The organism is Pseudodesulfovibrio sp. lm2024, assembly GCF_051175575.1.
GTDB classification, from domain to species: Bacteria; Desulfobacterota; Desulfovibrionia; order Desulfovibrionales; family Desulfovibrionaceae; genus Pseudodesulfovibrio; species Pseudodesulfovibrio caledoniensis.
This window is the reverse complement of record NZ_CP195092.1, coordinates 1422161-1436410: the sequence shown is the minus strand read 5'-3', so window position 1 is coordinate 1436410 and position 14250 is coordinate 1422161. Positions and strand designations below refer to the sequence as shown.

At 64.6% G+C, this 14250-nt stretch carries 12 protein-coding genes; all 12 read left to right on the top strand.

Translation table 11 applies throughout. The features are described from left to right. The first annotated feature begins 9 nt into the window (after nucleotides 1-9). The 12 genes from ACR42D_RS06605 (at nucleotide 10) to ahbC (ending at nucleotide 14085) form a co-directional block, all read left to right on the top strand. Nucleotides 10-1029: a zinc dependent phospholipase C family protein gene (locus ACR42D_RS06605; protein WP_484566043.1), complete on the top strand. Its 1020-nt coding sequence runs from the start codon at nucleotides 10-12 to the stop codon at nucleotides 1027-1029. A gap of 71 nt (nucleotides 1030-1100) precedes the next feature. After that, nucleotides 1101-1898: an AsmA family protein gene (locus ACR42D_RS06600; RefSeq protein ID WP_484566042.1), complete on the top strand. Its 798-nt coding sequence runs from the start codon at nucleotides 1101-1103 to the stop codon at nucleotides 1896-1898. Between the two features lie 107 nt (nucleotides 1899-2005). Next, entirely contained in the window at nucleotides 2006-3676 is a 1671-nt protein-coding gene (locus tag ACR42D_RS06595) for a CgeB family protein (RefSeq protein ID WP_484566041.1), read from the top strand. 290 nt (nucleotides 3677-3966) lie between these two features. Continuing rightward, complete coding sequence (locus ACR42D_RS06590; protein ID WP_484566040.1) at nucleotides 3967-4854, top strand: flagellin N-terminal helical domain-containing protein; 888 nt, start codon at nucleotides 3967-3969, stop codon at nucleotides 4852-4854. Nucleotides 4855-5016: 162 nt separating this feature from the next. Beyond that, the gene (gene fliD, locus ACR42D_RS06585) at nucleotides 5017-6762 is read left to right on the top strand and encodes a flagellar filament capping protein FliD (protein WP_484566039.1); all 1746 of its coding nucleotides are present in this window, start codon (nucleotides 5017-5019) and stop codon (nucleotides 6760-6762) included. A 13-nt stretch (nucleotides 6763-6775) separates the two neighbouring features. Then, a complete protein-coding gene (gene fliS / locus ACR42D_RS06580) occupies nucleotides 6776-7387 on the top strand; it encodes a flagellar export chaperone FliS (protein WP_484566038.1) in 612 nt (203 codons plus the stop codon). Nucleotides 7388-7495: 108 nt separating this feature from the next. Continuing rightward, entirely contained in the window at nucleotides 7496-8569 is a 1074-nt protein-coding gene (locus ACR42D_RS06575) for a glycosyltransferase family 4 protein (protein WP_484566037.1), read from the top strand. Next, on the top strand, nucleotides 8566-9780 hold the full coding sequence (locus ACR42D_RS06570; RefSeq protein ID WP_484566036.1) for a glycosyltransferase family protein: 1215 nt from the start codon (nucleotides 8566-8568) through the stop codon (nucleotides 9778-9780). Before ACR42D_RS06575 ends, ACR42D_RS06570 begins: the two co-directional genes overlap by 4 nt. Nucleotides 9781-9871: 91 nt before the next feature. Further along, complete coding sequence (locus tag ACR42D_RS06565; RefSeq protein ID WP_484566035.1) at nucleotides 9872-11107, top strand: YIP1 family protein; 1236 nt, start codon at nucleotides 9872-9874, stop codon at nucleotides 11105-11107. Between the two features lie 9 nt (nucleotides 11108-11116). Then, nucleotides 11117-11452, top strand: a complete 336-nt coding sequence (locus ACR42D_RS06560) for a hypothetical protein (protein ID WP_484566034.1) — start codon at nucleotides 11117-11119, stop codon at nucleotides 11450-11452. A 103-nt stretch (nucleotides 11453-11555) separates the two neighbouring features. Further along, entirely contained in the window at nucleotides 11556-12749 is a 1194-nt protein-coding gene (locus ACR42D_RS06555; RefSeq protein ID WP_484566033.1) for an OmpA family protein, read from the top strand. A gap of 142 nt (nucleotides 12750-12891) precedes the next feature. After that, complete coding sequence (gene ahbC / locus ACR42D_RS06550; RefSeq protein WP_484566032.1) at nucleotides 12892-14085, top strand: 12,18-didecarboxysiroheme deacetylase; 1194 nt, start codon at nucleotides 12892-12894, stop codon at nucleotides 14083-14085. Nucleotides 14086-14250: the final 165 nt, after the last annotated feature.

The window sequence follows — 14250 nt, the reverse complement described above, 5'->3', positions numbered from 1 at the left end:
TCAAGTAGGATGGCCAAAAGGCAAACCCAAAACCGGACCGCCATGCCCAAGGAACTGATCCACTTCAAGACCGCCGAAAAGACCGCCGCCCTGCTCGCCGACACCCGGTTCGCGCCCGGTCTCGCGATCCATCCCCAGGCCATGCTCCTCGGGGCCGTGCTCCACGACGCCCTGTTCTACGGGGCCACGCCCCGCGCCCTGCCCATGGCCCGCATGGCCCACCGCATCCACGGCGCGCGCGGCGAGGACACCTACGCCCTGCTCCGGCTCCAGGCCCGCCACGCGGCCCGCGCCCCGAACCGCGACCTGGCCGGAGCCCTGCTGGTGGGCATGGTCTCCCACCTGTGGGCGGACACGATCATGCATCCCATGGTCTGGCACCTGACCGGCGACTATTACGCCGCCTCCAGGCGCGAGAAGTCCCTGGCCCGGCAGCGCCACCGCGCCCTGGAGTCCCTCCTGGACATGACCGCCTGCCCGGAGATGATCGGCCGCCCGCTCTACCGCATCCGCAACCAGCTCGCCTCCCTGGGCCCGGCCCTGTTCGACGCCCTGCCCTTAAGCGGCATGGCGGAGCTCGCGGGCATCAGACCGGACAAGGCCGGTCCGGCCCTGGCCTCGGCACTGAAGGTCTTCGCCGGATTCCAGAGGTTGTTCCCGGTCCGCTGGCTGGCTTCTTGCCTGTACGGCGCGTCCGCATGGCTGCCGGACACGGCCCGGGAGATCACCGCCCTGTTCTACGCGCCCCAGTGGCTCGACCAGGCCGACCGGGTGACCGGCCCCATCCGCTACCACGACCCGGTGTCCGACGAGCTCCGGGAGGAGAGCGTGGTCGAGCTCATGGACCGGGCCGCGAACCGGGCCGGGGCGCTCTGCCGCCGCCTGGAACCGGCGGTCTTCGACGGCGGCGGGCAGGTCCTGCCGGAGACCGGGCCGTCCCTGGACTCGGGCAGACGCGGCGCGGGCACCGGGGAGATGCGCCACATGGCCGAAACTTTTTTCCCCACACTTCCGCAACATTCCCGATAGGATGTTGCCCTGTCATCATAAATGCCGTATCGTATCCGAGTAGTCCCTCACTCAACCAGAAAGGAGTCGCCATGAAAAAATACATTCTTATCGGCGCGGGCGTCATCGTAGCCGGCCTCATCACCGCCATCGTGCTCGTCATCCTCAATCTCGGCGACCTGATCAAGGCAGCCGTGGAGGAATTCGGCCCGCCCATCACCAAGACCGAGGTCCGGCTCGGCTCGGCCGACATCTCTGTACTGTCCGGATCCGGGACCCTGTCCGACTTCTACCTGGGCAATCCCGCCGGATTCAAGATGCCCAGCGCGGTCGAGTGCGGAACCATCCGCGTCAAGGTGAACACCGACTCCCTGACCAAGGACAAGATCATCATCGAGGAAATCTACGTGGACAGCCCGGTCATCAGCTATGAGAAGCGGGGCAACACCGACAACTTCCAGACCATCGTCAACAACATCAAGAAGACCGTGGCCGGAGAAAAGAAGGGCGGCACGGCCAAGACCGATGAGGCCAAGTCCGAGACCGGCTCCGAGAAGACGATCCAGATCAACAACTTCATCGTCAAGAACGGCAAGATCAACCTCGGCGGCTCCCTGCTCGACGCCTTCGGCGACCAGGGCATGGGCATCGACCTGCCCGACATCCACCTGAAGGACATCGGCAAGGACAAGGAGACCACTCCGGCCGAGGCGTTCGCCCAGATCCTCGGCGAGATGACCGGCGACGTGACCGGCACGGTCACCGAGGTGGGCAAGCAGCTCTCCGAGGCCGTGGGCAAGGCGGTCGGAGGTGCGGTCGAAGGCGCGGGCAAGGCCGGCGAGTCCGTGGGCGGCGCCATCAAGGGACTGTTCGGCGGCTCCAAGGAATAACCGCCGTTCGCATGCGCATACGGGCCGCCCCGGCACAAGCCGGGGCGGCCTTATCCGTTTCACCGCCCCTTGCCGGGCAGCCCTTTGATGCAGTACAGGTCCAGATCATGAGCCCCACCCCGTATACAGTCGAACCGGTCCTCGACGGCCACACCCTCACCGACCTGCGCATCCGCATCCAGGGCAAGACCTGGCATCTCTGGGGTCGGGACGGGCTTGCGCGCGAGGCCGATTTGGCCGAAGCGGTAGGCGACGACGCCCTGCCCGTGCTGCTGGGCGCGGGGCTCGGCCGCTGCCTGGACCGCCTGCTCGAACGCGGCCTGCCCGTGGCCGTGGTGGACCGGGAACGCGGGCTGCTCGAACGGACCGGGGCCCTCGGGGGACGAGACAGCGCCGTCTGCCTGCACGTGGACGACCCGGACCCGGCCACGGCCCTGGAACGGCTGGCCCGGTGGCGGGAAAAGCACGGCGGCCGCCCGCTCGTCCCGGTGATCCTGCCCCTTTACCAGCGCCTCGACCGGGACTATTACGGCGCCCTGGCCCAGACCCTCAAGGCCGGAGCGCAGCCGGATTTCTGGTCCGTGGCGCGCTATCCCAAGTTCCGGTCAGCCGCCCCCCGCGTGCTCTTTTTCGACTCGGACTATTTCCTGTGCCGGGAGATACCGGCCGCCCTGGACCGCCTCGGCGTGGCCCACCACAGACTGGAGCTGACAAACCGCGAGACCGGCTCCGGCCAATTCATCGAGGGGCTGCTCAAGGCGGTCGTCGACTTCCGTCCGGACCTGGCCCTGACCGTCAACCACTTCGGCCTGGACCGCGAGGGCAAGCTGGCCGGGCTGCTCAATGAGCTCGGCCTGCCCCTGGCCTCCTGGTTCGTGGACAACCCGCACCTGATCCTCTTCGACTACGATCACCCCGGCGCGGACAACACGGCCATCTTCACCTTTGACGCGGGCAACCTCGAGGCCATGCGCGACCGGGGATTCAAGCACGTCCATTACCTGCCCCTGGCCACCGATCCGCAGCGGTTCCGGCCGGACGCGGGTTCGGCCCCGGCCGAGTGGACCTCGGCCATCTCCTTTGTGGGCAGCTCCATGGGCGGGCCGGTGAAGAAATCCCTGGCCCTGTCCGGCCTGCCCGCCCCGCTGCTTCACGAGTACGGGACCGTGGCCGGGGGGTTCGGCCGCTCCGGCGAGACCTCGGTGGCCCGGTTCCTCGAAGCCGAGCGCCCGGACTGGTTGGAGGCCATGGCTTACCTGACCCGCGAGCAGCGGCTGGCCGCCGAATCCCTGCTCACCTGGGAGGCCACCCGGCAGTACCGCCTTTCCTGCGTGCGGGCCATCCTGCCCTTTGCCCCGCTGGTGGTGGGCGACGACGGCTGGACGCCCCTGCTGAAAGATTCGGACGCGCGGCTTTTGCCCAACCTGGATTACTACGTGGACCTGCCGCGCTTCTATCCGCGCTCAACCGTCAACTTCAACTGCACCAGCCGCCAGATGAAGGGCGCGGTCAACCAGCGGGTCTTCGACGTCCCGGCCTGCGGAGGGTTCCTGCTGACCGACCACCGCGAACAGATGGAGGATCTCTTCGATCTGGACCGCGAGGCCGCGGTCTACCGCACGGTGGAGGGAATCCCCGAACTGGTCGAGCGGTTCGCGGCCGATCCGGCGGCGCGGGCGGCAATCAGCCGCGCGGCCGCCCGGCGCATCCGGGCCGAGCACACCTATGAGATCCGCCTGAAAAGACTCCTCGAGACAATGCGCGCGAGCTTCGCCTGATGGCCGTCCCTTGTCGCGCGGTATAAATTTTCCCCTTTAATCCCGCTTTACTGATCGCCGGGACCATTTTTTTTCGCCGCCCGTTCGGTCCGTTTTGCACGGTCTGGCGCGCCCTCTGCCCGACCGCGCTCCTTTCCCGTATTCAGGGACATAAAAAATCGTTCACGCAACCTAAAGTTTTCTTCACCCCCGCCGATGAAGTGGGCAACAAAAGAAGGTTTTCCCGGTGGGATGTGACCCCCGGGATCGTACCTAGGCATGGAAGCCAAAACAATTTCAAGGAGGAAATTATGTCTCTGGTTATCAACCACAACTTGATGGCGATGAACGCTTCGCGCAACCTGGGTGTCTCGTACGGCAACCTGGAAACGTCCACCCGTCGCCTGTCCTCGGGTCTGCGCGTCACTCGGGCGTCGGATGACGCCGCCGGTCTGGCCGTTCGCGAATTGATGCGTTCCGACGTCAAGTCCCTGCAGCAGGGCATCCGTAACGCCAACGACGCCATCTCCCTCATCCAGACGGCTGACGGCGCGCTCGGCGTTATCGATGAAAAGCTGATCCGTATGAAGGAATTGGCCATGCAGGCCTCCACGGGTACCTACAACTCCGACCAGCGTCTGATCATCGACTCCGAGTATCAGGCCATGGCTTCGGAAATCACCCGTATCGCCAGCTCCACCGACTTCAACGGCATCTACCTGCTCAACGGCGCCCTGTCCTCTTCGACCCACGACGGATCCGGACTCAAGGCCACCGGTAAGCTGAAGGTCCACTTCGGTACCGGCAACGACTGCTCGGAAGACTACTACTACGTCCAGATCAACTCGGCCACGGCGTCGGCCCTGGGCGTCGGTCTCGGCGCAACCGGCACCAACGGACGATCCATCTCCACTCAGGAGCTGGCCCAGCGGTCCCTGGATGTCCTGAACAAGGCCATCATCTCCAAGGATAAGATCCGCGCCAACCTCGGTTCGCTGCAGAACCGCCTGGAAAACACCGTTTCCGTTCTGGAGATCCAGGCCGAGAACGTCCAGGCCGCCGAATCCCGCATCTCCGACGTCGACGTCGCCACCGAGATGACCGAATTCGTGCGCAACCAGATTCTGACCCAGTCGGCGGTCTCCATGCTGGCCCAGGCCAACAGCATGCCGAGAATGGCCCTGTCCCTGATCGGCTAGTCGGCAATCGCATCGCTTTCAAGGCGACTTTCGGGCCGGGCTCCTTGAGAGCCCGGCCCATTGTTTTTACAGGAGGATTTTCGTCTTTTACCGTGGCATCAGGATTGCAGGCCATTTCATACCTAATGGAATGGGAAAAATCTTCCGATTAAGGATGCAGCCATGGCAGACACAACATACACATCGGGTGCGATCAACTTTACCGGCCTGGGCAACGGGACGGACTTCAACACCCTCATCGAAGGGCTCGTCAAGGTTGAGCGAGGCCGCGTCACACGACTGGAGAACTGGAAGAAGAGCTGGGAACTCAAGAACGAGCAGTTCCTGGATCTCAACACCAAGTTGCTCAGCCTGAAGACCGCCCTGGAAGGGCTGGACTCCCTGAACGAGTTCATGACCAAGGGCGTTGCCAGCTCCAACACGAACCTGCTCACGGCCACCGCCGACGCCGACGCCCTGGAATCCACCCACACCGTGACCATCAACCAGCTGGCCACCAACGACATCCTGATCACCAACTCCGGCGCGGGCTCCCTTGACTCGGTCATCACCTCTTCGGCCACCTCGTTCACCTTTTCCTACGCCGGCAAGTCCATCACCATCAACGACATCCCGGCGAACACCACCCTGGAGGGGTTCGTCGAGTTGATCAACAACCACCCCGATTCGCGAGGAATCATCCAGGCTTCGACCATCTTCGACGGCACCTCCTACCACTTGCAGCTGTCGGGCAAGCAGCTGGGCGCGGACAACCAGCTGGTCATCTCCAACGCGGGCACGCTGATGTTCGGCGCGGGCGACTTCACCGAGACCCAGAACGCCCAGAACAGCCAGATCAGCGTGGACGGGTTCCCGGCCCCCGGCTCAGGCTGGATCGAGCGCGACTCCAACTCCGTGGACGACATCATTTCCGGCATCACCCTGGACCTCAAGGAAGCTTCCCCCGGCACGGTGGTCAGCCTAACCGTGACCACGGACACCGACGGCATCTCGGACAACGTCACGAAGTTCGTGGAAGCGGTCAACGTCATCCGGGCGCAGATCATCGCCCTGACCAAGGTGGACGAAACCAAGGGGGCCGTCAGCACCGGCGGCAACTCGCTGACGGACCAGAAAGAGACCAAGGGGTCCATCCTGACCGGCAACTACGGCATCGACATCATCTCCCAGAATCTGAAGCACATTACGGCCAACATGGGCATCGGCTTCACCCCCTGGGACCCGAAAACCCAGTCGGGCGACAAGTTCGCCTCCCTGTCCCAGCTCGGCATCTTCACCGACGCCGAGCAGGGTTCGCCCACCTACGGGCTGCTGACCATCGACTACGACAAGCTCGACGAGGCCCTGCAGGCAGACCCCACGGCCGTGGCCGAGCTGTTCTCCCTGGAGCCCACCGGGGTCAGCCGGACCACGGATTTCACGTTCAACTCCCTCATCGAAGGCACGACCAAGCCGGGCGAATACGACATCGAGGTGGTCAGCGACGGCACGCAGATTCTCAGCGCGACCATCAACGGCGAGGAAGCCACCGTCTCGGGATGGGAGATCACCGGAAAGTCCGGCGACGCGCTCGGCATGGCCATCCGGGTGAACAACACCGCAGCCGGAACTCACAGCGGCAAGGTGGCGGTCAAGGCGGGCAAGGCCACTGAAATGATCAATGAATTGGAAGAGCTGACCAAGCCGTACAACAAATATACCTACGAAGGCGGTCCCCTGTCGGTCCTGCAGAACAACTACAAGGACATCATGACCTCCATCGACAAAAAGATCGACTTCGAAGAAACCCGCATCGAAAAACTGGAACGCAACCTGCGCTTGAAGTATTCCCGCCTCGACACGCTGCTGGGACAATACCAGCTCAAACAGGGACAACTTCAAGCCGCATTGGCGCAGCTGAATCAATAGCAAGGAGTAATTGATGGCCAACCCAGCGAAGGCATACCTGGCGACCCAGATCGAAACCACCACCCAGGGGGAACTCCTCCTCATGCTCTATGAGGCGGCGATCAAGTTTCTCAAACGGGCGAAGCGGGAGATCGACAACAGGGACTATGCCAAAAAGGGCATCTACATATCCAAGGCCATGGCGATCATCCATGAGCTGTCCGAGAGCCTGAACAAGGAAAAGGGCGGGGACATCACCCCCAAGCTCAGCCAGCTGTACATGTTCTGCACCACGCAACTGGTCAAGGCCAACATCCGCCTGGACAACAGAATGGTAGACGACGTCATCAAGATTCTGGACGGGCTGCGCTCGGCCTACGCCCAGATCGTGCCCATCCACGACGGCAAGGCGGCCCCGGGCGACACCGTGTCCAAGAGCGCGCCGCAGACCGCCCCGGTCCCGCAGGCCCCGCCGGTAATGAACATGCAGCCGCCCCAGGCCCCGCAGCAGACCGCGCCCGCGCCCAAACCCGCGCCCAAAGCCGAGCACAAACCGGCCGAGCCCGCCGAGCCCACCCCGTTGCGCAGCGGGACCTCGGCCGCCAAATTCCGCGCGGCCAACGCCTACAACAACGCCAACCGATGATCCTCCGGCCCCGCAAGGGGCCGGTTTTCGTTGTGCGGACAACGTGCCGTTTTCCTTGAACCATAGACCGTTATTTACAACACATGCGGCATGTGTCACCTTTCCGCCATGGTTGAATCCCCTGTCCGCGTTCTCCATGTGATCAAGTCCCTGGGCCTTGGCGGCACGGAGAAAGTCATGCAGCTCTTCGTGGCCAACCTCGATCGGGCCCGGTTCACTCCGGCGGTCTACAGCCGCATGAACGGCGTGCGCGCCGCGCAGATTCGGACTGCGGGCGTGGACACCTTCATCGGGGCCGACCTGCTGTCCGTGCTCGAACGCTTCAGGCCGCAGATCGTGCACGTCCACCGCGCCGGGTGGCCCGAGCCCGATCTGCTCAGGCCTATCCAGCGCGCCCGCGTGCCCGTGGTGGTGGAGACCAACGTCTTCGGCCGCCACGACCCCAGCACCCAGGCCGCGATCATCGACCACACCCTGTTCGTCTCGCGCTTCTGCCTGGACCGGTTCCACAGGACCACGCCCGTGGCCCCGGACCCGACCCGGTACTCGTATCTCTACAACCCGGTGGACACCGACCTGTTCGCCGGGGCGGCCAAGTCGGACCGAGACTTCTCCCGGCCCGTGGCCGGACGCATCTCCCGGCCCGATCCGGGCAAGTGGTCGCCCCTGGCCCTGGACTTCCTGCCGCTGGTCCTGCGCGACGTGCCCGACTTCCGCTACCACATAATCGGCGGCATCCCCGAGGCCGAGGACTATGTCCGCCAACACGGCCTGCAGGGGCACGTCCTGTTCCGCGGCCAGGTCAAGACCGACGCGGAGATCGCCGCCTTTCTGAACGACGTCTCGGTCCTGGCCCACGCCAACGACACGGGCGAATCCTTCGGCCTGGCCATCGCCGAGGCCATGGCCTGCGGCCTGCCCGTGATCACCCACCCGAGCTCGGGGCTGCGCGACAACGCCCAACTCGAACTGGTGGAGCACGGCGTCACCGGGCTTGTGGCGAACAGCGCGGAGGAGTATGCAATGGCGCTCAAGTACCTGTTTTCCCATCCCGACGAAGCGCGGCGCATGGGGCTGGCCGGACGGGAAAAGGCCGCCCGCCTGTTCCGCATGCAGGACATCGCCCGCAAACTCGAAGCCGTGTACCTGGAACTGCTCCGACGCAAAGGAATCTCGCAATGAACACCGGATTGATAGAACAATACACCGCCGCCGTCCTGGAATTCGGATTTCGCGACGGCCAGAACGCCGCCACCGCCCAAGCCAAGGCCGACCCGGCCGACGTGGCCGCCTTTGCCGAACGCTCCCTGCGCATCCTGGACAAGAGCCGGGGCGAGGCCCTGGTCCTGTTCGGCCTGGGCAGCGGCGAGCACGCCCTGGCCCTGGCCGCCGGATTGCCCGAGAACGCCCGGCTGGTGGTCTGCGAGACCGACCCGGCCGCGGCGCGCGCCTTCCTGTCCGCCCATCCCGCGTGGAACGGCCCGGAATCCCGGTTCCTGGTCCTGGCCGACACCTCGCCCTGGGCCCAGCTCTACATCCTGGCCATGAGCGGGATCAGTCCGGACAAGGCGGCCCTGGCCCTGAACCCGGCCCTGGACGATGACCGGCGCGGGGCCTACCGCAATCTCCAACGGCTGTTCATGAACGCCAAGCCCCACCAGGCCATCAACAGCTCGTACCTGAGCCACGTGGGCGTCCAGGCCCCGGACTTGTCCGTGGGCGTGATCCTGGCCCCGGACGAGCCCGGGCTCGACGACTTTTTCGCCCAGTTCCCGGACTGGGTCCGCGAGGTGGTGGTCCTCTGGGACGCCGAAGAGGCGCCCGGCCGCGACTTCACCTGCGCCGCGCCCGTCCGCCAATTGGCCCGCCCCCTGGACGACTTCGCGTCCCAGCGCAACTTCATGCTCGACCAATGCGCCGGGGACTGGGTCCTGTACCTGGACGGCGACGAACGGTTCAGCGAGGACGTCTGGGGGCTGCTCCCGGCCTGCCTGCTGGTGAAGCGGCTCACGGCCTGCTGGTTCCCGCGCATGACCCTGTACCCGGACGAGACCCGCTGCAAGGCGGGCTACGGGCTGTGGCCCGACCTGCAGCTGCGCCTGTTCCGCAACGAGGAGGGCGTGCGCTTCACCCGGCCCGTGCACGAGCGGCTGACCGGGGTCGAGGGCCGCACCGCCCTGGTCCTGGACGCACCCATCCTGCACTACAGCCGGCTGACCAAATCGCCGGAAGCCCTGACCGCCAAGCTCAAGCGGTTCGACGCGGCCTCGGGCGGCGGCATCAGCCACGTGCTCAGCGACGACTACCCGACCATCCCGCGCTCTCTGCTCTCCGAGGCGACGTTCCTGGTGGGTTCCCTGTCCATGCTCCTGCTGGAGGAAAACCCCGGCTAATCGTGCAGCACGTTGCAGATCGCTTGATTCTGACCTACAAAATGTATACGACCGATCATCGATCGATATTCATGTCCTTCAAGGAAAGACAATGCAGATAATATGTCCCGAATGCAGGTTCACCCGCGAGGTGGACGAGAGCAAGATACCCGCCCGCTCCCAGGTGGCGACCTGTCCCAAATGCCAGACCAAGTTCAAGTTCCGCGACCTGCCCGAGGAGGAGTTCCTCATCGAGGAACCCGAAGGTGCCGAACCCCCTGCACCGGCAGCCCGGCCCGAGCCCGAACCGGCCGCGCGAAGGACCGCCGACCCCCGGGGCAAGACCAGAACCCCGCCCGTAATAGGAAGCGGGCTGCGCCGCACCGAACCGTCACGCCCTGACCGGGCCGAAGAGCCCGAGGACAAGGCGTTTCCGGGCCTGCCCGAGGAGGAGAAGGACGGCGACGGACTGTGGCAGCGGCTGCACACCATGACCCCGCCCGAGAAGCCCCGCCCGACGCGGGACGAGCCCTATGACGACGCCTATGGCGAGCCTCAAAACGCGGCTTACGACGAGCATTACGGCGAGGCCGACGACCGGCGGCGGGACTACCCGGACCAGCAGCCCGTCCCCGGCTGGACCGGCGAATTCAACGAAGATTTCCCGGACCCCATGCAAGCCGATTTCGCGGACTCGGACGAGGGCGAGGCGGCCCCCATGCAGGTGCCGCCGCCCTTCGAGCAGCTGGACCGCTACGGCTTCTTCCACGGCCTGTTCCTGACCCTGAAGCTGGTCCTGCTCTCGCCGCGCCTGTTCTTCTCGGTCATGCCCGTGGGCAACGGCCTGTCCAAGCCCCTGACCTTCGCCATCTTGATCTCCATGATCCAGACCGTGGTCCAGTACGCCTGGGGCGTGGCCGGGCTGACCCCGGGCATCGACGTCACGAGCCAGGGGCTCCAGGCCGTGCCCTACGACGCCACCAACGGGCTCTTCGAGCTTCTGCTCACACCGGCCGTCGTGGCCCTGTCCCTGTTCGCCATCTCCGGTTTCTACCACCTCATCCTCAGCGTGCTCAAATCGGGCAACAAGGGGTTCGAAGGATCGTTCCGGGCCGTGGCCTACGCCTACGCGCCCATGATGACCGGGATCATCCCCATGTTCACCGCGAACTTCATGGCGGGCTGGATGCTGTTCAACGCGGTCTGGGGGTTGGTCCTGACCGCCATCGGCATGAAATACATTCACAAGACCAGCTACATGAAAGTGGCGGCAGTGCTCCTGATCCCCTTCCTGCTGGGCATGATCGCGGCCGTGCTCATGATGCGGGGCCAGGTGCCGACCGTGTAGGAAACGCCTATGATCGGATGGTTCAAACGCAGAATCGAGACCTACAAGGCCCACCGCAAGCTGGCGCGCCAGACCGACCCGCGCGCCTTCAAGCGGATGGCCATGGAGATCCGCGATCTCGCCCTGCTCGCCTCCCAGCTCAACCCGAGGGAGCGGGACATCCACAAGCTCATCCGCAGCGTCATCGTCGAGATGGAGCGGCTTTCGGAGCTGGCCGACCGGCCCGAGTTCCGGAAGCTCTCCACCGGCAAGAAGCTGCTCCTGCGCCAGGGGCTCCAGGAGTCCCGCGAGCAGCTCCTGGAATCCATTGAGTCCGCGCCCTCGCCCACCCAGACCCTCCAGTAGATTCACCGGCATACATATTGCTTTGATCCCGCCAAGGATTCCGGCCCCGTCGCAAACCCGGCGGGAGACTCCGGGCGGTTTCAACCATCAGCCGGTGAATGACATGAAAAAAGCTATACTTTTCAGCCTGTTGCTGACTATGGCCGCGTGTTCGCACGTGAGCTTCTCCCTGACTGACCAGACCAAGATCTACACGGACGCGCCCGTCAGGAAATCGGCGCTCCAGGTCTCGGTCCACCCCAAGGGCAAGCAGTACACGCCCCTGACCGCCTACATCCACCCCTTCGTCATCCAACAGGAAAGCGCGGACCACGCGGCCCTGTCCGCCTCGTTCACACAGATTTTCTTCAACGCCTGGACCGAGGAACGGCTGTTCTCGACCATGGAGCAGGCCTCGGGCTACGGCTACCAGGGGTATTCCTCGGCCCTGGAATCGGCAAGGCGGCGCGGCGCGGACCTGCTGGTCATCGGTAAGGTGCCCTATTTTTATGACGGCACCACACTGGACGACTCGGCCGTGACCATCCAGGTGGACGTCTACGCCGCGGGCAGCGGCACCCTGTTGTGGACCATGATCCAGTCCTCGCGCATCGAACAGCGCAACCCGGACGATTATGTGGTGGTGCTCCACGAGACGCGCATGTCGCACAGCCCGTTCAACCAGATGATCCGGGCCATCGCCAAGGACATGGCCGTGCCGCTCAGGGCGTGGCTGCCCGACCCGGATTCGCGGTTCGCCTACGCCTCCACCCCGCAGGCGGTGAAGAGCGGTCTGATGAACGGCCCCACCGACGGCGCGCAGGGCTCGGACCTCCCGCCCGAGACCTCCCCGGCCCCGGCCGTGTCCTCGGGCCCGGTCGCCGGACAGCCCGGACAGGGCAACGGCCAAGGCGAGCCCGCCCGGACCGACGGCGAGGACGCGACGCCCCGCCCCGGCATCTCGGGTGTGGACCTGGACATCCAGTTCGACTTCGACAAGGCGACCATCAAGCCCGAATCCTACGCCGTGCTCGACGCCCTGGGCGAAACCCTGAACTCGCCCGAGTTCAAGGGCCGGAGCATCGTGGTCGGCGGCCACACCGACGCCTCGGGCAACGCCCAGTACAATCTCAATCTGTCCAAGAAGCGGGCTGACGCGGTCAAGAAGTACCTGGTGGACAAGTGGCGCATCGCCCCGAACCTCATCGAGGCCGTGGGATTCGGCAAATCCCGGCCCCTGACCGCCGGGACTACTGCGGCGGATCAGCAGCGAAACCGCAGGGTTGAGATCAGGATGGCCGATCAGGCCGCCCAATGACCGCTTGACTTTCCGAGAATAGTTCTTATCTTCACAGGCAGGGACGCGACAAGGGGCCATTCCTGGCCTCTTTTTTCGTCTTTTACACCGCGCATTTTGTGTGCTACCTGAGAGACCTTCATTTCACCTGAGAGGTATATTAATGATAGGCATTTCCAAATTGTACTGCGGCGCCGTCGAAGCTTCCGACGCCTTGCGCTACAACCGCGAATCCGGGCAGCTGCCGTCCCATCTGCTCCAATTTTCAAAAGATAAAAAGCCGGTGGTGGTCTGGAACATGACCCAGCGGTGCAACCTCAAGTGCGTGCACTGCTACGCCCACGCCGTGGACCCGAGCTCCCACGAAGACCCCATCTCCACCGACAAGGCCAAGGAGATGATCGACGACCTGGCCCAGTTCGGCGCGCCGGTCCTGCTCTTCTCCGGCGGCGAGCCCCTGGTCCGCGAGGACCTGGTGGACCTGGCCAAGTACGCCACCGCCCAGGGGATGCGCGCGGTCATCTCCACCAACGGCACGCTGATCACCAAGTCCAAGGCCCGCGAGCTCAAGGAAGTCGGCCTGTCCTACGTCGGCATCTCCATCGACGGCAACGAGGAGGTCCACGACAAGTTCCGGGGCGTCAAGGGCTCCTACAAGAAGGCCCTCCAGGGCGTCGAGAACTGTAAGGCCGAGGGCCTCAAGGTCGGCCTGCGCTTCACCATCAACAAGCGCAACGCCGTGGAGATCCCCCACCTGTTCGACCTCATTGAGCAGATGGAGATCCCGCGCATCTGTTTCTACCACCTGGTCTACTCCGGCCGGGGTTCCGAGCTGATCAACGAGGACCTGAACCACCAGGAGACCCGCGACGTGGTCAACCTGATCATGGACCGCACCCGCGCCCTGTTCGACAAGGGGCTGCCCAAGGAGGTCCTGACCGTGGACAACCACGCCGACGGCCCCCTGGTCTACTACCGGCTGCTCAAGGAAGACCCGGAACGCGCGAAGGAAGTGCTCGAACTGCTCAAGTGGAACGAGGGCAACTCCTCCGGGCGCGGCATCGGCTGCATCTCCTGGGACGGCCAGGTCCACGCCGACCAGTTCATGCGCCACCACACCTTCGGCAACGTCCTGGAGCGCCCCTTCTCCGAGATCTGGACCGATGAGAACATCGAGCTCCTGCACAAGCTCAAGGACAAGCGCCCCCACGTGGGCGGCCGCTGTGCCGGTTGCCGCTTCCTGAACATCTGCGGCGGCAACTTCCGCGCCCGCGCCGAGGCCTACTACGGCGACTTCTGGGCCCAGGACCCCGCCTGCTACCTCACCGACGAAGAAATCACCGGCGAGAAGCTGTAAACACTCCATTCCAAGGCCGGGACCTCCCCTATCAATAAGGGGTCCCGGCCTTTTTTTCCAATCGTTCCACGACGCTCCCGACTTCGGACACAAATTGTTGCACCAACTTGCGGGATGGGCGCGGACAGGTATAGAAGTAGTCAAACTGAATCTCTTTTCTGGAGC